This is a genomic window from Peribacillus sp. FSL M8-0224 (assembly GCF_038003055.1).
Classification (GTDB): domain Bacteria; phylum Bacillota; class Bacilli; order Bacillales; family DSM-1321; genus Peribacillus; species Peribacillus frigoritolerans.
On sequence record NZ_JBBOOJ010000001.1, the window covers coordinates 1,633,333 to 1,656,010 of the forward strand.

Below are 22,678 nucleotides of genomic sequence, written 5' to 3' on the forward strand. Positions count from 1 at the left end.
CGAAGCCTTTTATGTATGATGCGGCTGAAAATATTTCACACGATCTTTCCATGAAGCTTCGTCATGAGAAAGGGAAGACCTATGTCGATGTAGTCGCTGATGAAGGCTGGCTAAATTCAAAAGAACGGAAATACCCCATTGTCATTGATCCAACAGTTGGAATCCAAGATCACACCACTTCCGACACATTCATTTCATCCGCATATCCGAAAGTGAATTACTGGCTGGATCCTTCTCTTATCACAGGAAAACAAATATATTACGGAACAACTCGATCTTTAGTTAAATTTAATTTGAAAAATTTATTAAGCGGTGCAAAGATTACATCTGCAAATTTAAAATTAAGCTCACATTCTAACTTAAATGGATTCGATCATACAGCAAGTGTTGGGGTTTATCCCATTTCAAAGCCATGGGCTTCCGATTCAGCAACCTGGAGTAACCAGCCATCAATTGAATCGCAAGTATCAAACTTGAATGTGACAAAAGATAACGAGTATACATTCTTCATGACAAATCTTGTTAAAGAATGGTATAGCGGAAAAAAAGCGAACCATGGCATCATGCTGATAAATGCAAATGAAACCGTAAATCGTAAAATGTTTCGTTCTAGTGATTACTCTACAGATCCATTGAAAAAGCCTAAATTAACTGTCGTTTATACGATTGAACCCATTGGCCTAGAAAGTTTTTGGACCTCAGCGGGCTCCAATGTCAATACGTATAACGGTAACTTTTATACAGAGGAAACGGACTTTACAATTGATGGACGCGGCCTGCCTTTAACCGTGAATCGTACGTATAATAGCCGTTCCGCTGAATCAGGCATGTTTGGATTTGGCTGGAGTTCGAATCTTGATCAAAAACTGATTTTTGCAAGTGATGACCTTGTCCTTTATCGCGATGAGGATGGCACGAATCATATTTTTTCAAGGAATGCATTTGGTGAGTGATTCACCTGGAGGCTTTTATGTACAACTTGAGAAAAACACAAATGGAACATTTAAGCTCATAGAAAAGGATGAATCTTATACAACGTTTGATGCCTCAGGGAAAATAGTGAACGCAATGGATGCGAATAATAATAAAACGACTTACACCTATTCAGGGAATAAACTCGTATCTGTAACCGATCCATCCGGAAGAAAAATGACGATCAGTTATGGTTCCAACGGCAAGGTAAGTTCGATTGTAGATCCGGCAAACCGGGAATATAAATATACGTATGATGCAGCCAGCAACCTGACTGGATATTCTGAAACGGATTCCAAACGAACCGTTACCCAAAATACCGGCTATGGTTATGACGCAAAGCATCAAATGACGTCTTATACGGATGAAAAAGGCAAAAAATTATTCATGACCTACAATACTGAAAAACAGCTCATAAAATATGAACAGCCCGTTACAATTGCCGGAGCTCTCCAAAAAGATTATTATACATTGTCCTATAATGAGTCAACTGGAGTCACCATCAAGAGGTGTTAAAACAGCATACACCCATAATGCTTACGGAAACGTGATAAAGTCTGTTTCAGATGTCGGTGGTCTTAATTATACGCGAACATTTAACTATGATGATCAAAATAACATCATTCAAGAAAAAGATGAAAATGCAAATAAATCGGGTTCCAATGCAACATATGATTATAGCTATGATGAGGCAGGGAATGTAACATCATTCAGCAATACATTAAATGAGCAAGAAAAAATTAAGTACGATGAAAACAATAATCCCATCGAATTTATTGATGCGAAAGGTAATGTATCAACCGAGGAATATGACAGTAACAATAACAATGTGGCGTCAACGGATGCAGCAACGAAATCTTCTGCTGTAAAGTATGATTCGAACGGGAATACCATAGAGGAAACATCATCTTTAAGTATCGGTGAAAATCTCTTGAAAAATGGCAGTTTTGAAACAGATGCCAACAATGATAAATGGCCAGATCATTGGACAAAAATCGGTACAGCTACATTCACCTACGATTCAACTGGCATATCGATTCAAAAATCTAACCTTGGCGTAAAGCAACTTAAAATTTCCAATCCAACCACAGCGGCAGCAGTCGAAAGTGGACGTATCCCCTATAATGCTCAAAAAAAGTATGTAATCAGTGGGTACATGAAAACGACCAATGCCAATTCCAATGCTAAATTAGTGATTACCGGCGGAAACGCAAGTGGTAAAATGACTCAAACCATTAGTAGTCCGATGTTTTCTGGGACAAGCAATGTAGAGCGGACGCAGCTTGTCATTAACCCTGGTGACCTATCAAGTGATACTGAATCCTTCACGCTCAAGGCCTATGTCAATGCTGGTAAGGGAGACTTTTATTTTGATGGTTTACAAGTTGAAGAGGAATATTATGGAGCCTTCAATTTAATAAATAATAGTAATTTTGAAATGACGGATAAGAACGGAGTTGCAGATGGCTGGTATTTTCCGGGTACCTTAACATCTTCGGATGGAGTAGATGCAACAACAGCGTATACCGGGAAAAAGTCAATAAAATTAACGGGTAAGCGCGGGGTGGACAAGTTTGTTCGCCAGGAGGTTTCCGTAAACGGAAAAGCGGGACAAGAGCTTACGGTTTCAGGGTTTTCAAAGGCCACTTCTTCAACCGCTTCTGCAGGACCTTATCAAATGAACGTAGCGATTAATCATAAAGATGGCACGACACAATGGGTAAACGGAAATTTCGACAGTAGTAAAACACATGATTGGCAGCATACTTCATTAAGATTCGTAACAGCGAAAGATTTCAAATCATTGACTGTGTACTACCAATATAAGGATCAGACGGGAACGGCCTGGTTTGATACAGCTAAAGTGCAAATAGGTTCTATTCGAACCAAACAAGCTTATGATACAAAAGGAAACTATGTCGTGAATAGTACCGACCCTGAAGGGAACACGTTATGGAAAACTTATGATTCCATTGGAAATGTAACAGGAGAAACAATTGGCGGGGATACCAGGAAATACGAAAACAATTCGAATGATAATTTAACGAAGGTTATTGATGAGAATGGTAGAACAACTACTTATGAGTATGACAAAGCAGGAAATCACACGGCGACAACGAATGCTAAAGGTAATAAAACGACTTCAACCTATAACGAAAGAAATGATATTGCAACTTTAACAGATGGCTTAGGCAGGAGTATTTCTTACACCTACGATTTAATAGGAAATGAAACGAAGGTTACCTCTCCAAATGGGAATTTCATAGACAATACGTTTAATAATGTAAATCGTAAAACATCCACCTCCTATAATGGGATAAAGCGCTATGAGTTTACGTATGATGCAAATGGTAACCAGCTAAGTGAAAAGGACCTCGTAACAGAAGTAACGACCAACTTCGTCTACGATGCCGATGACAAGCTAAAAGAGAAGATTACTCAAACGGAAGGAAAAACACGTATACGTACGATAAAAATGGCAATTCGTTGACGAGCTCATTTTCCTCTAGATCTACGGAAATAACGGTTAATCGTAAGGTAGATAAAAACGATCAGATCACTAATATTTCTAGCGGGAATACATCCGCGTCCTTTACGTTTACAGAAAATGATCAACTTGCAGGATTGAAAAATAAAAACGGGACGTTCACTTTATATAATTATAATGGCGCTGATCAACTGACCCGCTTGTTAACAACTAATGTAAGCGGCACGATCCTTGAATCTTTTGACTATACGTATGATGCAAAAGGAAACCGTTCATCAGAAAAGACGAAAGACGGCACAAGCCAATTCACGTACGATAAGAGTGGACAGCTCACCAAGGAAGTCCGTCCAAATGGGGATACAATTGATTACACGTATGATGCAGTAGGAAATCGTCTGATGAAAAAAGTAACAAAGGGCTCGAACATGACGACCCATACGTATACTTACGATGCGGCCAATCAGCTTGCCACGAATAATGGAGCTTCCATTTCCCACGATAAAAATGGAAATCTGACAAACGACGGAAAAAGAACATTCGTATATGATGCGCAAGATCGTTTAATAGAAGTAAAAGAAGGGGCAACGAGTCTAGGAAAATACCAATACAACTCTGAAGGCCTAAGAACCAGCAAAACCATTGGCTCGACAACCACTTATTACACCTATGATGAAAATGATAATGTGGTATTAGAAACCAATCAAAGTGGTGCAGTTCTCGCATCTTACGTCTATGACAACGCCAACCGCCCATTAACGATGACAAAGGGCGGAAAGACCTACACCTTCCATGCAAATGCCCATGATGATATCACTTCGGTAACAGATGAAGCAGGAACGATAGTTGCAAGCTTTGAATACGACGCATGGGGCAACCATCTAAAAGAATTAGGCACCTTTGCCTCACAGGTACCATTCCGTTACGCGGGATATCGATATGATAATGAAACGAAGTATTATTATTTACAACAACGTTATTATAACCCAGATATTGGGAGGTTCTTAACATTAGATCCTATGTTAGGAGAGAAAGAATATCCGATTACTAATAATGGATATAATTATGCTAATAATAACCCGGTGATGTACTATGATCCATCTGGGAATGCAGCTGTTTTAGCAGTTTATTTTGTTCCAGGTATCGGTCAAGTAGCGCTAATGGCTACAGGTTCTGTCGTATTAGGCGGAATAGCATATAAAGCAGGGACCTGGATCGGTAAAAAGGCAAAGGATTACTATATAAAAGCTCAGAATAATAAACAAACAAAAAAGAGAATTGAGGGTTTACAAAAACAAGTACGAAAACACAAAGATAAGATATCTAAAAACCCACGTTCTAGAGATAGGAAACATTGGGAAAAGGAAATTAGGGCTTGGGAAAAGGAGATAGCAAGGCTGAAGAAACGTTTAAAATGAGGAGGTGAGGAACAACATGGAAGATATTAAATTAGAGCAAATAAAAAAAAAACTGTCTCTATTATCACAACCAAAAGAACCGGTTGTAACAGACGTTGATTTACATGATATTTATGAAAGTAGTAACAACTTAGGGAAATTAATGGAAGATATAGAATCTATTGAAGATAAACAGGCAATGATAAACAAATTAATCGAAATAGAGATTGAACTAGACCACATCAATTGGCACTATAAAAGCTTGAAAAAGGACTTGAAAAGGTTATACAAGCTTAACTAATTATAACTATAAATTTTAATTTCATTAGTTGGTTGACCAGGTCAGTAGATTTAACAGTGAAAACTGTTATTTAGGTCTTAATATTAGTAGCAACTGTTTAATTTTTTCAACACAGATGTTTAATTTAGCTTATTAGACGAAATACCAATAGAACTGCTTAAGGTGCTACGGGCCCGAAAGAGGGTCCAGGTATACAATTAGAAGGAAAGAAATGATGAAGAAGCTGAGGAAACTTGTCGATGAGTATGCTGAAATAATAGAAAACCATTTAAATTTTGACATTAAACAAATGCCCCGGCTTAGAACATAGTTGGGGCTTTTTTTGGGTAAAACTTGTGTCTCAAGTTAAAGGAAGAGGTGAACTTATCCCATGAATACTGAACAAAAAATAAACATAATTAAAAAGTTACAACAACATCAGGAACGGAGTTCGATTTTGAAAATTGTAAAATTTCTAGAAGATGATGATTTAGCTGTTAAATTGACGGCTATCGAAGCATTGGGGGAGTTCCCTAATAGCGACTGTATTAAGTCCATCTTGATTAAATTAACTGAATATTCTGATGAGGAAATTCGTTATTATGCTCTGGAATCACTTAAGGGATATGATGGAGAAGATGTATTCGAAGCAATAGTGAGAAAGTTAAAAGATAGTGATGAATTGGTACGTATTTCAGTGGTAGAAGCCATAGGTGATCTAAATGAAATAAAAGGACTAGAACATCTTTACGAAGCATTAACGGATAAAGAAGAAATTGTAAGGGGGTATGCGGCAGAAGGGATTGGTAAGATCGGAAAAGCTGCATCTATACCGATCTTAGAAAAATATCTTAAATATGAAACAAGCAGCTTGTAAAAACGAGGTTTTTTTGTAGGATTATACCTATTAGGTGAAAAGAAATATTTAAAATTAATGTTAGATTTACTTAAGGACCCCTCTTATAGAGTAAGATGCGCTGTTGCCAATAGCGTTGTGGATTTATTAAATCAAGAGAATGTAAATCTAATCAAACAAAGCTTACTATCCGCACTAAAGAACGAACAGACAGATGCAGCACGTTCTTCCTTACAAGGAGCTCTTGGAGAAATAAACTCATAAATGAGTAGCTGTAAAAGTGAACGATCTAGACACTATGTGCAAGATGAAGTACACGAATGGAAGGGAAGGATCATCAAACTGGGGAGAATTCTTTCTAAACATAATATTTTGCGAGAGCAACTTGTAGATAAACTGGTGCAAGTGATCATTTGGTTCGTAAATTTGTTTCTTTTTCATATATGACATGGCAATGATATGAATTCTAATTCCGGATTATAAAACACATAATGTTTGAAAGGAAGAATACTCATGGCTGAAGAGTCTTATCCCCCACCTAGATATGGGCTAAGAGTTAGAGGTGAGGAAGGAGTAAATCAAAAAGTAAGAAGTAAGAAAAATCATGTCTGAATTTTGCAATTTGGATACGTGTGAATAGCCAGTTTCCAATAAGAGTCGTTGTGTATTTAAAGAAAGGTTATCAAATTATAACCAAAGATACAAAAAAAACGGCAAGCGCTTCTTTCTTTGCGCCATATTAAAAAACCGTATAGCGTTATATTAGAATAGCTATTGGGGATTTTGAAGAATTATGTTCTAAAAGAGGGGAAATAGATGCTCTTTGGGCTATTTTAGGAAGTTTTGCTCATGAAATAATTCATTACCAACAATGGTTAGAGAACAGGGAATTTAATGAGGAAGAAGTGGATGAAGGATTATTAGATGGATTTGCTGATTCCTTTTGATAAATAATATGTCATTACCTTATTTAAATGGTACATCTTAAGAAGAGCAAAAAATAATGAATAGGTGATTCAGTTGTTTTATATAATGTATGGTGCAGCATTTTTGGTCATAACTTCTATTTTCATTATTAGAAATAAAATGTATATATGGTTCATTACCTTTATACCAGGGTTGTGTTTAATTATTTTCTCCCTTACAGATATTCTAGACTTCATCCCCAATTTGGCTGTAAGTATTTCTTTTTATATAATTTCTATCCTGACTATCTTTTTTTGTGGTTTTTATAGCGCAAAAAAAGATATTGAAGAAAATTTGGACGATTCCTCTGATTAAAAGAGGATAGGCGTACATGAACGTTCGTAAGAGTCACTTTTGCGAACGTTTTTTCTATTTGGCGATGCGATTCCTCGAAATTCCTGTCTTGGTTAAAAGCAAAATCCCTGAAGCCTCTGGACAACTATTGAATTCTTATATATTTTTAGGGTTTCGTATATGCGGACAAAACTCTGTCAATCTTGTTGAACAGAAGTAAATGTGAACTTATGTCAAGAAAAGGGCGTTGCGCCTAGGACTATGTATTATCTCTTTATATCTTTTGATAATTTAAAAATAGTATCAAGTGTGTTAATAAGTAATATAATGAGGTTTTTACGCATATAAAGAAAAAACACTATCCAGATTCTTTAATTAAAATTCAAAACATAAACAATCAATGTTCTCTTATTAGTCCATAGAGCCTTCCTCCGCTTGTGATTTTATTGTGAGATTTAAGAAAAATGATAGGTAGAAGGTGACAAATATGGAAGCAATCGTCCTAGCTGCTGGATATTCCAGCCGAGCGAATGCATTTAAAATGACTTTGCCGATAGGGCAAATGAGCGTGTTGGAGCAAACGATCTCTAAATTTGAAGGTATATGCAGCAGGGTCATCGTCGTAGCTGGATTTCAAGCGGAAATCATCCAAGAGGAAATTGTCAAAATCATCAGTGAAAATGCCTATTCATTTCAGATCAAGTTTGTTTATAATGAAAACTTTAACCAGGGAATGTTTCATTCCATTCAAAAGGGCTGCAACGAAGTGAATGCCCCAACCTTCTTTATAACACCCGGCGATTGTCCGCTTGTAAAAAAAGAGACTGTTCAGCTACTAGCAAAACACAAAGGAAACGTGGTTATTCCCAGCTTTGACTATAAAGGCGGCCATCCCATTAAATTATCAAGCGTAGTGAAACAGAAAATTCTCGAAACCAATCCAGAAGGTAATTTGCGTGTGGTCCTGGGCGGTTACGAAAAGCAATACATGAATGTAGATGACGCGGGAGTATTAATGGATGTTGATACACCGGAGGATTACCAAAAAGCCATTGATTATGATAATGCTTTAAATTTCTCGAAGTGAAAATAAAAATAAAAACTACGAAAATCTTGAATAGAAATGAATCATAAAAGATCATTCTCATTGATAAAATCATTGGAAGAGGTTTCTATTCAGAATATGTCCCAATAAAAAAATGAGTCGAAGGGTGTTGTTGCAATGAATCTCAAAGACATAAGCACCTCAGTGCCCAAAAAGGACCATAAAGGTAAAGTATCGGGCCAGTTGCCCTATATTAGTGACGTAAAAGTGGAAAATATGGTTTATGGTGTTTTGTATCGATCGCCAATTGCTTATGGGAAAATAATATCCATTCAATTACCTAATCTTCCGGAAGGGTATGAAGCTGTTGGAGCAGAGCATATCCCCGGACCGAATTATGTCAAAATTATCAAAGAAGATCAGCCCATTTTTGCCAATGAGTGGGTCAATTATATTGGTGAGCCAATTCTCATGCTCACGGGCAAAGATCTGGATATCCTGTACAGTTTGTTAAATGAAGTGAAGGTTGAATTTGAAGAACATCAGGCTATCTATACATTGGACGAAGCGATCAAGCAAAAATCAGTATCCTCAGTTTTGGCAAGCTATGAATTTGGGGAAAGCTTAGAAAACATTTCAGCTATCGAGCAGGGAGCCCATCAAATCATCGAAGAAGAATATGATACGGGTTATCAGGAGCATGTCTATCTTGAGCCGCAAGGAATGCTCGCCGTTTATAAGGATGATGAAATTGTCGTCCAGGGATCGATGCAATGTCTTTATTATATAAAAAATGCATTGCAAAGCGCATTAGCCTGTGGTGACGATGAAGTCAGGGTTGTTCAAAGTCCTACCGGCGGAGGTTTTGGCGGCAAAGAAGATTATCCTTCTATGATGGCTTGTCACGTAGCCGTTGCCGCAAGAGCAGTCAAAAAATCGGTAATGCTCGTGTTCGACCGTTCTGAGGATATGCTGGTAACGACGAAAAGGCATCCGGCCAAACTCAAATATAGGACGGCCCTTGATAAGGAAGGAAATATTTTAAGCATGTGTGTTGACATCTTTCTCGATGGAGGGGCAAATGTTGGATTGAGCTCTGTCGTGCTGCAGCGCGCATTATTAAACAGTGCTGGTGTTTATAAAATTCCGCATTTTCATGCAAAAGGCTATGTCTTAAAAACCAATACCGTTCCGAACGGCGCCTTCAGAGGCTTTGGTGCTCCTCAAAGCTTTGCCGGAATCGAAAGTCATATTGGACATCTTAGTAAACTGGCAAAAATCGACCCGCTTGAATATAAACGAAAATACCTCGTCAAACAAGGAGACCCCACCATCACCAAAGGTAAATTCCGCGACCCGATATTAGTGGAAGATATGATTGAGGACGTACTCAACGTGTCAGAATACAACAAGAAAAAAGAAGACTTTCAGCGCTTAAATCAACAAAATCAGCGCTATAAAAAAGGCATAGGAACTTCGCTGTTCCTCCACGGCTGTGGATTTACTGGCAGTGGCGAAAGAGATCATATTAAAGCAACGGTGAAACTGGTTAAATCAAAGGACGATCAGGTATCACTAAAAATCTCAAACTCTGATATGGGACAAGGTATTTTGACGACGTTGTGTAAAATTGTCGCCAAAGAACTTAACCTCCCGTTCGAAGATATTCTGTACCCTTATCCCGACACAAAAGAGGTTCCCGACTCGGGTCCGACCGTAGCTTCCAGGACGACGATGATTGTCGGAAAATTGCTTGAACGGGCCGCAAAAAAACTTAAGAATCAGTGGCAAACAGGGGTGGAACAGGAAGTGGTTGAGCACTATGTTCACCGTGAAATGATTCCTTGGGACGAGAAAACCTTCACTGGAGATGCGTACCCGGCTTATTCATGGGGCGTTAATATCGTTGAAGTAGAAGTTGATACGTTAACAGGTAATTTAAAGTTAGAAAAAGTATACGGCAATTATGAAGTTGGGAAGGTCATCGATGAACGGATTATGAAAGGCCAAATTGACGGTGGTTTGGCTCAAGGGCTAGCATACGGTTATCTAGAAAAGATGACGTCAAAACAAGGTAGAATCCAACAAAAAAGCATATCGGATTATGGACCGCCGACTTCATTGGATATTGTTTCAATTGAAAGCAAGGTCTTTGATAACCCCTATGCTGATGGTCCATACGGGGCGAAGGGCGCAGGTGAATTGACTTTAATCGGAGGCGCTCCAGCAGTCCAAGCTGCGATTGAGGATGCCCTGCACACTTCTTTTCAGCAAATTCCGATTACACCGGAAGTCATTATTGAAAGTCTTTGGATGAAAGAAGGTGAAGAGGGTTGATTAAATTCACACTAAATGGAAGAACGGTAGAAACTGACGCCCCTGCTACAGCAAGATTACTAGATTTATTAAGAGATGAGTTTGAGTTAATCGGTACAAAGGAAGGCTGTGGTGAAGGGGAGTGCGGAGCCTGCAGTGTTTTTGTGAATAACCTCCTGCAAAACAGCTGCCTTATTCCAATTGGCTCGATTGCTGGTGCCGATATTCAAACGATCGAAGGCATCATTGAAACGGAACAATTTAAAATTTTAGATGAAAGCTATTCCATAGCCGGGGGAGTGCAATGCGGCTATTGCATACCGGGAATGATTATGGCAAGTGCAGCTTTGTTATCTGAAAATCCTCATCCTTCAGAGGCTGAAATTCGTGAGGGCATCTCCGGAAATTTGTGCCGGTGTACGGGCTACAATATGATTGTTGAGGCGATTAACCTAGCAGCTAAAAAAGGTGATGGCTTATGATAGAGAAAATAACAGCGTATCGCTTCGAGCGTTTAGACGAAACTTTGAGCCAATTGAATAGAGAAGATTGTGCAATCATAGCCGGGGGCACCGATGTTATGGTTCTTCACAAAAGTAGAAGGGGAGTACCTCCAAAAATCCCTAAACCGATTGTTTTTATTGATCATCTTTCCGAATTAAAGCAGGTGTATCAACATCACAAGGATCTCCACATCGGGGCCTGCTGTACCTATAGTGAATTACTTGAAAATCCGTTGATTCCTTTTGCTTTAAAGAATGCAATTAAAACAATTGCTGCCCCGGCAATTAGAAACCGGGGAACATTAGGCGGTAATATTTGCAACGCCTCTCCAGCCGGTGACATGCTTCCTTTATTATATGTATACAATGCAAAGCTTCTGTTGCGCTCCGTAAATGGTGATCGCATGGTTGCGATTAGCGATTTCATTCAAGGTCCACGACAGGTTCAACGCTTTCACAATGAAATAGTAACGGAGATTATTCTGCCATTCGTATTAGGAGATTCACATGTCGTTTTCGAGAAAGTCGGCAACCGCAACGCGGATGCCATTGCAAAAGTATCGTTTGCGGGTTTCGTCCGGATAAGCAAAGATCGAATCGATGACATTCGATTTGCCTTCGGGGCGGTCGGACCTACGATGGTTCGTTCCGTTGATATTGAGAAGAAGCTGGTTGGAAAAACGATACCATTAGCCGATGCAGACATCGCTGAAATTGTGGCAGCCTTCGATAAGATCATTAGACCAATCGACGATCAACGCTCCACTGCGGCATACAGAAAAAACGTTGCTTTACATCTTTTACGTTATTTTCTTAGCATGAAGCAATATCAACCGAATTAATGTTTAAAGATAGGGGGGAGCTTTTCATGCAGCTGATGGAAAAAGTGGCCATGCTGACGCGTCAAAACGAAACCTTTGCTTTAGCCATGATTATTGAATCAAAGGGCTCGACTCCCAGGCATGTTGGAAAAATGATTGTCTACCGGGATGGTACCATTGAAGGGACTGTCGGAGGGGGCTTGGCTGAACACTATGTGATCGAAGATAGTGTAAAGGCGATCCAAGATGGCCAATCGAAAATCGTTGAATATAAATTGAATAAACATGCAAAAGACGGAATTCAGATGAATTGTGGCGGCACGTTACGTGTCTTTATTGAAGTCTATACAAGCAGGCCTGAACTCATTCTGGCTGGGGCCGGTCATTTAGGCCATGCGTTGGCAAAGCTCGCTGATTTCCTTGAATATCCTTATTGCATTGTCGATGATCGCGTTGGTTATTGTACAAAGGAACGCTTTCCGAATGCGACAAACCTTTTTGTGAACGAGGATATTGGAAAGGCTTTGCTCGCAGCCAACCTAAATGAAAAATCATATGTGGTAATTGTTACAAAAGATTGTGATGATATTGTATTAAAAACGGCACTGCAATTTCCGATTGCATATGTTGGGATGGTAGCCAGTAAACGCAAGGTCATAAGCATATTTGAAAAGTTAAAAAGTGAAGGGGTCACGCAAGAACAGTTGGAGCAGGTCCATTCTCCAATCGGATTGGAAATTGACTCGGAAACATCAGAAGAAATTGCCATCAGTATTATCGGTCAAATCATCAAATTAAGCAAGGAAAAAAAGCCTGTAAAAGTGAAACAATTAAATAGATAAGTAGAAAGGTCAGATAAAGCTAAAATCAAAATTTCTAACAGACAATTAGGTCAGTCCCCACTGTGTTAAAGTATTAACTCAGTGGGGACTGACCGTTTTTCTTTGATAAAAGCTAGAAGCAGGCCCTTGCTCTTCAGAGTGGGCTTTTTGTCGTTTTGATTAATTCATTAATATGGTAGGAATATTTTACTTTATATGCTACTACTATCATACTATACACAAAGGAAAACTCCTGGAGGGATTTTGTATGGGGATATTAGATGGACTTATGGAAACGGGTTCTGGTGCAAAGATTACATCCATTGGAAAGAGGTATATAGATTCCTATAGAATCAGCTATTATGCAGCCATTCCAAATAGTGATGAATGAACTTCACTTGATTTTGGACAGACTTGTTCTGTAAAGTAAGCTGTCCTTTTTTAATGATTGTATCGTGCATAACATAGTTTGAAATGATAGCTGATAGGCAGTGCAAGTACCCAAAAGCAAATTTAACCTGAAGAAAAGAAGTGAATGAAATGGCTGAGCCTTTAAAGGATTTATATAATGAAACGTTCATTCGTGAATTCGGTGAAAAAGTAAAGGGTGTCCATCCGTCCTTCTCTACTGAATCGTTTATAGGGGAAGTAATTGATGAGCATTGGGACGAGAGGAAGTTAAAAGAACGGATAAGGCACATTTCCATTACTCTTGGAAAGCATCTTCCAAGTGATTATCAAGAGGCTTTGGATATTTTGTATCGGCTTGATAAGGATTGTGAAGGGTTTAGATATTTATTTTTCCCGGATTTTGTAGAGGTACATGGATTGAATAAGAAAGATTGGCCGTTATCGCTAGATGCGTTGGAGCGTTTTACAGCAAGGTCATCCTCCGAGTTTGCAATCCGTGCTTTTATCTTGCTTGATCCCGTTTTAATGATCGAGAAGATGAAGGAATGGACCAATCATGATGATGAGCATGTCCGTAGGCTGGCTAGTGAGGGATGCAGGCCCAGGTTACCTTGGGGCCAATCTTTACCGATGTTCAAATCCGATCCGGCACCCGTCTTGGAATTACTTGAGAACCTGAAAAACGATCCGTCCCTATATGTTCGCAAAAGTGTGGCCAATAACTTGAATGATATTGCCAAAGACCATCCGAAAACCGTAATAGAAACAGCCAAGCGCTGGCATGAAAGCGGAGAACCCAACACGATTTGGATTATTCGACGTGGATGCAGGACCTTAGTTCGTCAAGCAGATCCAGAAGTCCTTTCTTTATTTGGATACACGGATATATTGAATAATCCGAATATCATTACAAACGCATTTATTAGAAATGAACCAGACTCGATCTGTATTGGGGAAACGAGTGAACTTCATTTCGGTTTTCAAGTTCAAGAAAAGAACTCTGTGAAACTTCGCATCGAGTATGCCATCGATTTTGTGAAAGCAAATCAGAAAACTTCCCGTAAAATTTTCCTATTGGCAGATAGGGATTTCTCAGATGGTGAAGGAGTTGAAAGAGTGAGGATTCACAATTGGAAAGACCTGGCGACACGTCGACATTATATGGGGATCCATCGAATATCACTCCTTGTGAACGGAGTGGAAGTTGCAGAAACGCAAGTCAAACTAAATGATGGATGATAAAGGTTATTGAAAAGTTAACAGGAATACCAGCAATTATGGCTGACAAAAACGAGGAGCCTGAGCGTTCCTCGTTTATTATTTCATGATAGTGAAACATTGCAAATAACACATTAAAAAGCAATCAAATCCAAAAAGTTGGATAGCTCCGATTGCTGCGCAAATTATTAATTAACAATGCCAGTAAAACGATTATCACGGCACCAGTTAAAACAGGTGTAAATAAATAACTCCAGCCATACTGGCCAAGCATGACTACTAGCGGGTCTGCCCCAGCTGGCGGGTGGGTCGTTTTTGTCAGCATCATCACCGCAATTGCTAATCCGACAGCCAAGCCGATTGCCCAAGGTTCATCGCCAAAAACATGATAGGAAGCTAAACCTACGAATGTTGAAACAAAATGACCGCCTATAATATTCCGCGGTTGTGATAATGGTGCGTTCCACAGGCCGAACGCCAGCACACAGCTGGCACCAAATGGAGCCATTAACCACACTGCTGATGTTATTTTTGTTAAGAGAATTAAGGCGAATATAGTTAAAAATCCCCCAATCAACCCCGTTATTGCGTCCTTTACATTTATTTGTAAAGGGCTTCTTCCTTTTCCCTTCATCTTCGATAAATAATGAATATGAAAATAGCGTTTTTCTTTATGTCTCGCAGCTGAAATACGGTCCAAAGTGAACCCTCCTTTTTTATATAATTAGACTTTACATGAAATAAACTAACCCGTCAAAATAATTTTAGTGGTTAGTTTAAAAATACATAAAAAAAGCCAACTAAGTGTGTTGACAAGAGGAGGTTCAGATCTCGAATCAATTTACTGTTTTATGAAATCCTAAGAAGAAATTTACGACACTCCTGCCGAATGACTGACTAGATAAGACCCCACAGTCGCTCGCTTTGAGGAGGCTTGGCAGACAGTCGGCGGAGAGGGAGCGGATTTCTTAAATCAACTGGAACCGTTTTATAATGAATAAATTGCAGGCAACCAGCTTACTTCAAATTTGTTTGCATTCTGACAAACTTAATAAGGTAGATCTTCATTCATCATCAGATTTCCGGTGTTGAAATCTGGCTACCTTTTTCCTATTCCCGCATATTTTCATTGAACACCATTTACGTCTTCCGCTTTCATCGATAAATAACAGGACGCAAGCATCATTCGAGCATCGCTTTAATGATGACAGCTTATTTTTTTCAATTAAAGTTAATGAGTCGAAGGCAATATAAGATTGCAGGATATCATCCGCTTCTCCAACAGGTATGGGAACCAGTTTTTGATCAATTAATTTATATGTGAAAGGCGATTTTTCGATTTTTTTTTCTAAATAGGCGATAAACTCATCAGGAATCGGATTCCCATCTGCTATTAATTCAAATTGTTTTCTTAAAATAGTACGCATTTCTAAAATGCTTGCAAATATTCGTTGAATTCTCTCTTTAATTTTTGATGAAAACTGATTATCCAAATATGAGTTATTCCCCTTTATTACAGTAAGCCAGTCCAGCACATCCCGTTCTGATAATAATAAGTCTTGCCGCTGGCCACGACTGACCAGTTCCGTATTCACTATATCCAGAGAAAGATTACCTGATATAAGTGGAAATTTATTAGTTTCAGACATAAGTTCATCTCCCATACCCTGCTAAATTCTAACCATTAAAATATTAATTGAGTGGTTATATCTACATTATACCTTATTTCTGAATTTTTCAGCTACTCGTCTTAAATTACGGATAATATGAATGCTATCAAAATCCAAATGAGCAAGAACAGAATCGTAAATGAAAGTCCATGATAATCAATTCTTTTAAAGTCAGGGAAAAAGTTCTTGACATAACCTGTACGTACAGGATAATATGAAAGCGTATACAGAACCTATACGTACAGGTTATAAAAACAATTATTTTGCTTTCTAGGGAAAGGAAGTATTGGAATGGGTAAATACACAGAACCAGCAACGGATTTGCTCCAACATGTCGGAGGGAAAGAAAATATTGCGACGGTTACGCATTGTGCAACAAGGATGCGTTTTGCGTTGAAAGATCCCGCCAAGGCGGATGTAACGAATATCGAATCGATTAAGCTTGTAAAAGGAACATTTACACAAGCTGGTCAGTTCCAGGTCATAATCGGGAACGAAGTATCATCGTTTTATAATGAATTCGTTTCCATAGCTGGACTTCAGGAAGCGTCAAAAGAAGATGTGAAAAATGCAGCAAAACAGAATATGAGCTGGCTGCAGCGTATGATTGCACATCTTGCGGATATTTTCACCCCGCTGATTCCTGCCATAGTCGTTGGCGGACTCATTCTTGGATTCCGCAATATCATTGGCGATATTAAAATGTTCGATGACAGCACAAAGACCCTTGTGGATATTTCACAATTTTGGGGAGGGGTACACGCCTTCCTTTGGCTGATAGGTGAAGCAATTTTTCATTTTCTTCCTGTTGGGATTACATGGTCGATCTCGAAGAAAATGGGCACGACTCAGATTCTCGGCATCGTCCTTGGTTTGACCTTGGTTTCCCCACAGCTTCTTAATGCATATGCAGTGGCAAATACAAAGGCAAGTGATATTCCTTTTTGGGATTTCGGCTTTGCCCAGGTCGATATGATCGGCTACCAGGCCCAAGTCATCCCAGCGATACTTGCAGGGTTTGTCTTGGCGTATTTAGAACGGTTCTTGAGAGATAAAGTGCATAATTCCATTTCCATGATCGTCGTTCCATTTTTCGCTTTACTTCCAACTGTAATCATTGCCCATACCATTCTGGGGCCTATAGGCTGGAAAATCGGTTCTGTCATTTCTACGATTGTATATTCCGGATTGACTTCATCAGTTGGCTGGCTATTTGCTGCCGTTTTCGGCTTTGCCTATGCACCGCTTGTCATTACAGGCCTGCATCACATGACAAACGCAATCGATCTTCAGCTTATGAGTGAACTTGGCGGTACGAATCTATGGCCGATGATCGCGTTATCCAATATTGCACAAGGAACAGCAGTGCTTGCGATGATTTACATTAACAGAAAGGACCAGGAGGAAAGGCAAGTATCCATACCTGCCACGATTTCTTGTTATCTCGGTGTAACTGAGCCAGCCATGTTCGGCATTAACTTGAAATACGGCTTTCCGTTCTTAGCCGGTATGATCGGTTCACTTTTTGCAGGCATCGTTTCAGTCGGGTCTGGAGTAATGGCAAACTCAATCGGTGTTGGAGGGATCCCAGGTATCCTATCCATCCAGCCGCAGCATATGGGGATGTTTGCACTAGCGATGTTGGTTGCTTTCGTTGTGCCGTTCATTTTGACTATAGCATTCTCCAAACGTCCTAAAATGAACTTGAAAACTAGAACGAAAACAACGAAATTAAATGCTTGATAACGCGGAGGGAGAAGCATTCTCCCTCCTTTTTACGATACTTACGAAAGATACATCGGGAATCGAAGAGGAGGAATTACAATGAAGGATTTTAAAAAAAGTACCATCTATCAAATTTATCCTAAATCATTTAAGGATTCGAACGGTGACGGCATCGGGGACATAAATGGTGTTATTGAAAAACTTGATTATCTGAATAAACTGGGAGTGGATTATATTTGGCTCACCCCTTTTTATCGTTCACCGCAAAATGATAATGGATATGATGTAGCCGATTATACATCCATTGATCCTGTTTTTGGGACGATGGATGATTTCGAAAGACTGGTGAAAGAAGCGAATTCGCGGGATATCCAAATCATGCTTGATATGGTATTAAACCATACATCAACAGAGCATGAATGGTTCCAAAAAGCATTGGCTGGAGATAAAGAATATAAGGACTATTATATTTTCAAGAAATCGAAAGATGGAGAGCCCCCTACCAATTGGATTTCGAAATTCGGGGGCCCTGCATGGGAATATGTAGCGGAACATGATGAATACTTCCTTCACTTGTTCGATCGGACACAAGCTGATCTAAACTGGGAAAATCCCAGAGTAAGGCAGGAGATTTTCAATGTAGTAAACTTCTGGATGGATAAAGGTGTCAAAGGATTCCGTTTGGATGTCATCAATCTTATTTCGAAACCTGACATCTATGAAAATGACAAAAATGGAGATGGACGATGTTTTTATACAGACGGTCCCAAGATTCACCAATTCCTCAAAGAGATGAATGAAGAAACTTTCGGGAAGGATGATGAGGTGCTGACAGTAGGGGAAATGTCATCGACGACCATTGACCATTGCATCAAATATTCATCTCCTGTTGAAAAGGAGCTGTCCATGGTATTCAGTTTCCATCATTTAAAGGTGGATTATAAGGACGGGGAAAAGTGGTCACTTGCAGATTTTGACTTCAGGCAGTTAAAGGAAATCTTAAGCAGCTGGCAATATGGGATGCAAGAAGGAAATGGGTGGAATGCCCTGTTCTGGTGCAATCATGACCAGCCGAGGATTGTATCCAGGTTCGGGAATGATCAAGAGTATCATAACGAATCTGCCAAGATGCTGGCAACAGCCATTCATATGCTTAGGGGAACCCCTTATATTTATCAAGGGGAGGAAATAGGGATGACCAACCCGAAGTTCAATGATATTGGACAATACCGGGATGTGGAATCGATTAATTATTATAATATTTTAAAAGAGGCAGGCAAGGATGAAAAGGAAATTATTGAAATCCTTCAAGCTAAATCCCGTGATAACTCGCGAACTCCCATGCAGTGGGAAAATACGGAGCATGCAGGCTTTACAAAAGGGACGCCATGGATTGCGGTGCCTGATCATGCTAAGAACATCAACGCTGAACACGCACTGATGGATCAGGATTCCATTTTTCATCATTACCAAAAACTTATATTCTTACGCAAGAAACATGATATCATTGCATATGGGGACTATCAGGAAATTCTTGGCGACCATGACGCTTTGTTCGCTTATATACGCAGTTATGAAAACGAGAAACTTTTGGTCATCAATAACTTTTATGCAAAAGAAGCGTCCTTCGAAATTCCAAAGGATATTGACCTATCCGGGTACAACTCAGAGCTCCTGCTCTCAAACTATATCGATTCGAAAGAACTTGCAGGTGATTTTATCCTCCGTCCCTATGAATCGGTTGTCTATTTGTTGAAAAAGGACGAGTAGCAGACTAAGAAAAATATATTGTGGTGATGAAATGAACAGCAAATATCTATCGCTATATGGTGATATCGTTTCAAAAATTGAAGAAGGAACCTTTCCGACAAATTCAAAGCTTCCTTCCGAAAGCAGCTTCATGGAAGAGTATGACATATCCAGGGATACTGTGAGAAAGTCCTTACAGTTGCTTGAACAAAATGGATATATCCATAAAGTCAAAGGCAAGGGTTCATTTGTCTTGGATTTCAGCAAATTTAATTTTCCTGTAGCAGGGTTGATTTCCTATAAAGAAATGGTGGAAAAGTTGAATTTGCATTCCAAAACGATCATTCATAAGTTGGAGCTTGAGACCCCCGACTCCAATATGGCCAAGCTTCTAGACTTAACTGATGGTGGTAAAGTATGGAAGGTTTTCCGGATACGGCAAATCAATGGGAAGAAAATCATACTGGACAAAGACTATTTCAAAAGCGAGTTCGTAAACAACCTGACAAAGGAAATTTGTGAGGATTCGATTTATGGATATATCGAAAAGGAACTTGGGCTCCAGATTGGTTTTTCAAATAAGGAAATTACCGTGGAGCCATGCAGTGAAGAAGATAAACAATTATTGGACATTGAAGACTTCGATATGGTGGCAGTTGTGAAAAGTACAGTCCATTTAATCGATGGAAGCTTGTTTCAGTATAGCGAATCCAGGCATAGACCCGATAAATTCAAGTTCACGGACTTTGCACGGAGAACTTGGTGAAGTCTACTAATATTTTTGAATGAGCGGGGAGAGGAGGAGAGTCAAACTTAGTTTGATTCTCCTTCCGCTTGTTTGGAGGTATGGGAAGCATTTAGTAAAACCACTCCGCCAATTATTAATACTAAGCCGCCTAATGTAATGATACTAAATGGCTCATTCCATAAAAGCACGCCAATCAATGCTGTTAAAGCTGTGCCTATTCCTGACCAAATGGCGTATGCTAAGCTTAATGGAATTGTTTTAAGACAAACAGATAAACTATAAAATGCAATGCCGAATCCTATCATAACCCCAAATGTAGCGAATAAATGAGTGAAGCCTTCAGACAGTTTAAGCATGGTCGTACCAAATACTTCGCTTATGATTGAAATTCCTAAAGCTATGTATCCTTTCATATTGTTACCTCCGAATTAATGAGTGCCTTCACTAGAGAGTTTCAATACAACCACTCCGCCAATGATCAGGACTAAACCTAAAAATTTTTTCAGGTTAAAGCTTTCTTTATAAACGATAACTCCCACTAAAGCAGTTAAAGCTGTGCCTATTCCCGACCAAATGGCATAAGCCGTTCCAAGCGGGATGGTTATCAGAGATAATGACAGGCAATAAAAAGCCAAACTCATCCCAATAACCACACCAATGGAAGGGAATAACCTTTTAAACCCGTTTGATACTTTTAACATCGAACTGCCAAACACTTCACTTAGGATGGCAATTGCCAAAAATGCATAAGGATTCAAGATGAACTCCTCCTAAATATTGATTACTATTTTTCAATCTCTTCCCCCAAGAATCTTAACATCTAAAGGACTCATATTAAACCAATACCACCTATAGTCAGTCACATATCTTCTGTCATGGCAGAAAATATCCACTTACGCTCAATTTTAGACTGAAAGTGATACAATAAGTCGCTTCCTCCAACCTGATAGGAACATAAAAAGAGGGTTGAACAGGTATTTTGTCGAAAGATTCCTTTAACGATTATATAGGAGTGACGAATTTCATGGAATTTATAATAAACAAAGAATGTTTCAATAAGGCGATTTCAGATGTCAGCCATGCCGTTTCCATAAAAACGGCAATACCCATTTTATCAGGAATAAAGATAGTGGCTAATGACGATTGCTTAACCCTTCTTGGTAGTAATTCCGATATTGTCATTGAAAAAACCATTCCTTTAACGATTGATGGTGTATCAGGATTGGAGGTTTTTGAAAAGGGTACGGTTGTTTTATCAGCCAAATATTTAAGTGAAATCGTCAAAAAATTACCTGATGTCATCCATGTAAAGCTGAACGGAAATCAATCAGTTACTATTAAATCAAATGAAATAGTCATGAACCTAAATGGACTACATTCCGGGGAATACCCAAATATTCCTCAAATAGATGGAGCTGGTTATTTTAATATCCCAAGTGTTGAATTATTGGAAATCATAAAACAGACTGCGTTTGCCGTGTCTAAAAACGAGACCAGACCTCTACTTACAGGAGTCAATTTGTCTATCAAGGAAAACAAGCTTACTTGTGTTGCAACGAATTCCCATCGGTTAGCGTTAAGAGAACTTCCGTTGGAATCGAAGGTGACTGGGTCTTTCATCATTCCAAGTAAAAGCCTTAATGAGTTAACCAAGTTATTTAATAATGAAGCGGATACCATACATATTTTCATCACAGAACGCTATATCGTCTTTCAAACAAATCATATATCACTTTTTTCAAGGCTGATTGAAGGTAATTATCCGAATGTATCAGAATTGCTGCCAAAAGATTTGAAAACGATCATCACCGTGGATACCAAAACACTATTAAAGGGTATTGATAGGGCCTGCCTTTTTGCAAGTGAATGGAGAAATAACAATGTACTTATAGAAATCCTAGATAAAAGTAAGTTAAGGATATCTTCTAATTCATCGGAATTAGGGAAAATAGAAGAAACGCAAAGCATCAAGTCAATCAGAGGTGAGGCGGGGTTAAGTGTATCACTGGATGGAAGCTTTTTATTGGATGCCTTAAAAGCGATAAAAGAAAACGAGGTAAAGCTAAGTTTTGGCGGTCCAATGAGACCTGTCTTAATCGAGCCAAGCGATAATTCCTCCTATCGTCATCTTATATCACCAGTGAGAGCATACTGAGGAACAAAGTCTAAGAAACGAATAACGGGGGAACGGCAACAGCCTATTACTTCAGGTCGAAGATATGGTAACGGTCAATCACCAAGAAAAAGAGATCCTGTAAAATCTGGACCCATTATATTCATAGTGATAGGAAAAAGGGTCTTCATTCTTGGTGTAAGGCCGGCAACTTGATCTCGAAGGTAAAGGTAGAACCTTTCATCTAGCCAAATACATCCGTCCATCAATTGAATGGAAAAACCTGTC

At 39.1% G+C, this 22,678-nt stretch carries 21 protein-coding genes and 1 pseudogene; 17 read left to right on the plus strand and 5 right to left on the minus strand.

Going from position 1 to position 22,678, the window contains the following annotated elements; translation table 11 throughout:
- The first annotated feature begins 11 nt into the window (after positions 1-11).
- The 12 genes from MKX49_RS07945 (at position 12) to MKX49_RS07995 (ending at position 12,777) form a co-directional block, all read left to right on the plus strand.
- Positions 12-953 (plus strand): DNRLRE domain-containing protein, encoded by a 942-nt coding sequence (locus tag MKX49_RS07945; protein ID WP_340875968.1) that lies wholly within the window; start codon positions 12-14, stop codon positions 951-953.
- Positions 946-1,488 (plus strand): RHS repeat domain-containing protein, encoded by a 543-nt coding sequence (locus tag MKX49_RS07950; RefSeq protein ID WP_340875969.1) that lies wholly within the window; start codon positions 946-948, stop codon positions 1,486-1,488. Before MKX49_RS07945 ends, MKX49_RS07950 begins: the two co-directional genes overlap by 8 nt.
- Complete coding sequence (locus tag MKX49_RS07955) at positions 1,454-3,463, plus strand: hypothetical protein (protein WP_340875970.1); 2,010 nt, start codon at positions 1,454-1,456, stop codon at positions 3,461-3,463. Before MKX49_RS07950 ends, MKX49_RS07955 begins: the two co-directional genes overlap by 35 nt.
- Positions 3,460-4,875 (plus strand): RHS repeat domain-containing protein, encoded by a 1,416-nt coding sequence (locus MKX49_RS07960; RefSeq protein ID WP_340875971.1) that lies wholly within the window; start codon positions 3,460-3,462, stop codon positions 4,873-4,875. The genes MKX49_RS07955 and MKX49_RS07960 overlap by 4 nt, the downstream gene beginning before the upstream one ends.
- Before the next feature lie 16 nt (positions 4,876-4,891).
- Entirely contained in the window at positions 4,892-5,155 is a 264-nt protein-coding gene (locus MKX49_RS07965; RefSeq protein WP_340875972.1) for a hypothetical protein, read from the plus strand.
- 370 nt (positions 5,156-5,525) lie between these two features.
- Entirely contained in the window at positions 5,526-6,011 is a 486-nt protein-coding gene (locus MKX49_RS07970; RefSeq protein WP_340875974.1) for a HEAT repeat domain-containing protein, read from the plus strand.
- 57 nt (positions 6,012-6,068) lie between these two features.
- Positions 6,069-6,254, plus strand: coding sequence for a hypothetical protein (locus MKX49_RS28380; protein ID WP_445670115.1), 186 nt, complete (start codon positions 6,069-6,071; stop codon positions 6,252-6,254).
- Between the two features lie 1,483 nt (positions 6,255-7,737).
- Entirely contained in the window at positions 7,738-8,337 is a 600-nt protein-coding gene (locus MKX49_RS07975; RefSeq protein WP_340875975.1) for a nucleotidyltransferase family protein, read from the plus strand.
- A gap of 135 nt (positions 8,338-8,472) precedes the next feature.
- The gene (locus tag MKX49_RS07980) at positions 8,473-10,632 is read left to right on the plus strand and encodes a xanthine dehydrogenase family protein molybdopterin-binding subunit (RefSeq protein ID WP_340875977.1); all 2,160 of its coding nucleotides are present in this window, start codon (positions 8,473-8,475) and stop codon (positions 10,630-10,632) included.
- The gene (locus tag MKX49_RS07985) at positions 10,629-11,093 is read left to right on the plus strand and encodes a (2Fe-2S)-binding protein (protein WP_034312987.1); all 465 of its coding nucleotides are present in this window, start codon (positions 10,629-10,631) and stop codon (positions 11,091-11,093) included. Before MKX49_RS07980 ends, MKX49_RS07985 begins: the two co-directional genes overlap by 4 nt.
- Positions 11,090-11,956: an FAD binding domain-containing protein gene (locus MKX49_RS07990; protein ID WP_340875979.1), complete on the plus strand. Its 867-nt coding sequence runs from the start codon at positions 11,090-11,092 to the stop codon at positions 11,954-11,956. Before MKX49_RS07985 ends, MKX49_RS07990 begins: the two co-directional genes overlap by 4 nt.
- A 26-nt stretch (positions 11,957-11,982) precedes the next feature.
- Positions 11,983-12,777: an XdhC family protein gene (locus MKX49_RS07995; protein ID WP_063592958.1), complete on the plus strand. Its 795-nt coding sequence runs from the start codon at positions 11,983-11,985 to the stop codon at positions 12,775-12,777.
- Positions 12,778-13,116: 339 nt separating this feature from the next.
- Here MKX49_RS07995 and MKX49_RS28385 read toward each other — a convergent pair.
- A pseudogene (locus tag MKX49_RS28385) lies at positions 13,117-13,205 on the minus strand (IS6 family transposase); the annotation flags it as partial.
- A 91-nt stretch (positions 13,206-13,296) separates the two neighbouring features.
- On the opposite strand from MKX49_RS28385, the gene MKX49_RS08005 reads away from it, so the two are divergent.
- Positions 13,297-14,406 (plus strand): DNA alkylation repair protein, encoded by a 1,110-nt coding sequence (locus MKX49_RS08005; protein WP_340875981.1) that lies wholly within the window; start codon positions 13,297-13,299, stop codon positions 14,404-14,406.
- Positions 14,407-14,530: 124 nt separating this feature from the next.
- Here MKX49_RS08005 and MKX49_RS08010 read toward each other — a convergent pair whose 3' ends face one another.
- Both MKX49_RS08010 and MKX49_RS08015 read right to left on the minus strand, forming a co-directional pair.
- Positions 14,531-15,085, minus strand: coding sequence for an HPP family protein (locus tag MKX49_RS08010; RefSeq protein WP_340875982.1), 555 nt, complete (start codon positions 15,083-15,085; stop codon positions 14,531-14,533).
- Between the two features lie 364 nt (positions 15,086-15,449).
- Positions 15,450-16,034 (minus strand): CGNR zinc finger domain-containing protein, encoded by a 585-nt coding sequence (locus MKX49_RS08015; RefSeq protein WP_340875983.1) that lies wholly within the window; start codon positions 16,032-16,034, stop codon positions 15,450-15,452.
- Positions 16,035-16,346: 312 nt separating this feature from the next.
- Here MKX49_RS08015 and treP point away from each other — a divergent pair, with 312 nt between their 5' ends.
- From treP to treR, 3 genes are all read left to right on the plus strand, one after another.
- A complete protein-coding gene (gene treP, locus MKX49_RS08020; protein ID WP_048685938.1) occupies positions 16,347-17,798 on the plus strand; it encodes a PTS system trehalose-specific EIIBC component in 1,452 nt (483 codons plus the stop codon).
- A gap of 81 nt (positions 17,799-17,879) precedes the next feature.
- Positions 17,880-19,550, plus strand: coding sequence for an alpha,alpha-phosphotrehalase (gene treC, locus MKX49_RS08025; RefSeq protein WP_340875984.1), 1,671 nt, complete (start codon positions 17,880-17,882; stop codon positions 19,548-19,550).
- A gap of 31 nt (positions 19,551-19,581) precedes the next feature.
- Positions 19,582-20,295, plus strand: a complete 714-nt coding sequence (treR, locus tag MKX49_RS08030; protein ID WP_340875985.1) for a trehalose operon repressor — start codon at positions 19,582-19,584, stop codon at positions 20,293-20,295.
- A 47-nt stretch (positions 20,296-20,342) separates the two neighbouring features.
- On the opposite strand, the gene MKX49_RS08035 is transcribed toward treR, so the two are convergent.
- Positions 20,343-20,690 carry a DMT family transporter gene (locus tag MKX49_RS08035; RefSeq protein WP_340875986.1) on the minus strand — a complete coding sequence of 116 codons (348 nt, stop codon included), beginning with the start codon at positions 20,688-20,690 and terminating at the stop codon, positions 20,343-20,345.
- Between the two features lie 15 nt (positions 20,691-20,705).
- Positions 20,706-21,035 (minus strand): DMT family transporter, encoded by a 330-nt coding sequence (locus MKX49_RS08040; protein WP_340875987.1) that lies wholly within the window; start codon positions 21,033-21,035, stop codon positions 20,706-20,708.
- A gap of 266 nt (positions 21,036-21,301) precedes the next feature.
- Here MKX49_RS08040 and dnaN point away from each other — a divergent pair, with 266 nt between their 5' ends.
- Entirely contained in the window at positions 21,302-22,432 is a 1,131-nt protein-coding gene (dnaN, locus tag MKX49_RS08045; protein WP_340875988.1) for a DNA polymerase III subunit beta, read from the plus strand.
- The last annotated feature ends 246 nt before the right edge of the window (positions 22,433-22,678 follow it).

Bases quoted from the DNA above. Each gene is read 5' to 3' on its own strand.
- MKX49_RS07980 (WP_340875977.1), top strand. From the start codon at position 8,473: ATGAATCTCAAAGACATAAGCACCTCAGTGCCCAAAAAGGACCATAAA.
- MKX49_RS08015 (WP_340875983.1), bottom strand. From the start codon at position 16,034: ATGTCTGAAACTAATAAATTTCCACTTATATCAGGTAATCTTTCTCTG.
- MKX49_RS07995 (WP_063592958.1), top strand. From the start codon at position 11,983: ATGCAGCTGATGGAAAAAGTGGCCATGCTGACGCGTCAAAACGAAACC.
- MKX49_RS07975 (WP_340875975.1), top strand. From the start codon at position 7,738: ATGGAAGCAATCGTCCTAGCTGCTGGATATTCCAGCCGAGCGAATGCA.
- MKX49_RS07990 (WP_340875979.1), top strand. From the start codon at position 11,090: ATGATAGAGAAAATAACAGCGTATCGCTTCGAGCGTTTAGACGAAACT.
- treR (WP_340875985.1), top strand. From the start codon at position 19,582: ATGAACAGCAAATATCTATCGCTATATGGTGATATCGTTTCAAAAATT.
- MKX49_RS28380 (WP_445670115.1), top strand. From the start codon at position 6,069: ATGTTAGATTTACTTAAGGACCCCTCTTATAGAGTAAGATGCGCTGTT.
- MKX49_RS08005 (WP_340875981.1), top strand. From the start codon at position 13,297: ATGGCTGAGCCTTTAAAGGATTTATATAATGAAACGTTCATTCGTGAA.
- MKX49_RS07970 (WP_340875974.1), top strand. From the start codon at position 5,526: ATGAATACTGAACAAAAAATAAACATAATTAAAAAGTTACAACAACAT.
- MKX49_RS07955 (WP_340875970.1), top strand. From the start codon at position 1,454: ATGAGTCAACTGGAGTCACCATCAAGAGGTGTTAAAACAGCATACACC.
- dnaN (WP_340875988.1), top strand. From the start codon at position 21,302: ATGGAATTTATAATAAACAAAGAATGTTTCAATAAGGCGATTTCAGAT.
- MKX49_RS08035 (WP_340875986.1), bottom strand. From the start codon at position 20,690: ATGAAAGGATACATAGCTTTAGGAATTTCAATCATAAGCGAAGTATTT.
- MKX49_RS07945 (WP_340875968.1), top strand. From the start codon at position 12: ATGTATGATGCGGCTGAAAATATTTCACACGATCTTTCCATGAAGCTT.
- MKX49_RS07965 (WP_340875972.1), top strand. From the start codon at position 4,892: ATGGAAGATATTAAATTAGAGCAAATAAAAAAAAAACTGTCTCTATTA.
- treP (WP_048685938.1), top strand. From the start codon at position 16,347: ATGGGTAAATACACAGAACCAGCAACGGATTTGCTCCAACATGTCGGA.
- treC (WP_340875984.1), top strand. From the start codon at position 17,880: ATGAAGGATTTTAAAAAAAGTACCATCTATCAAATTTATCCTAAATCA.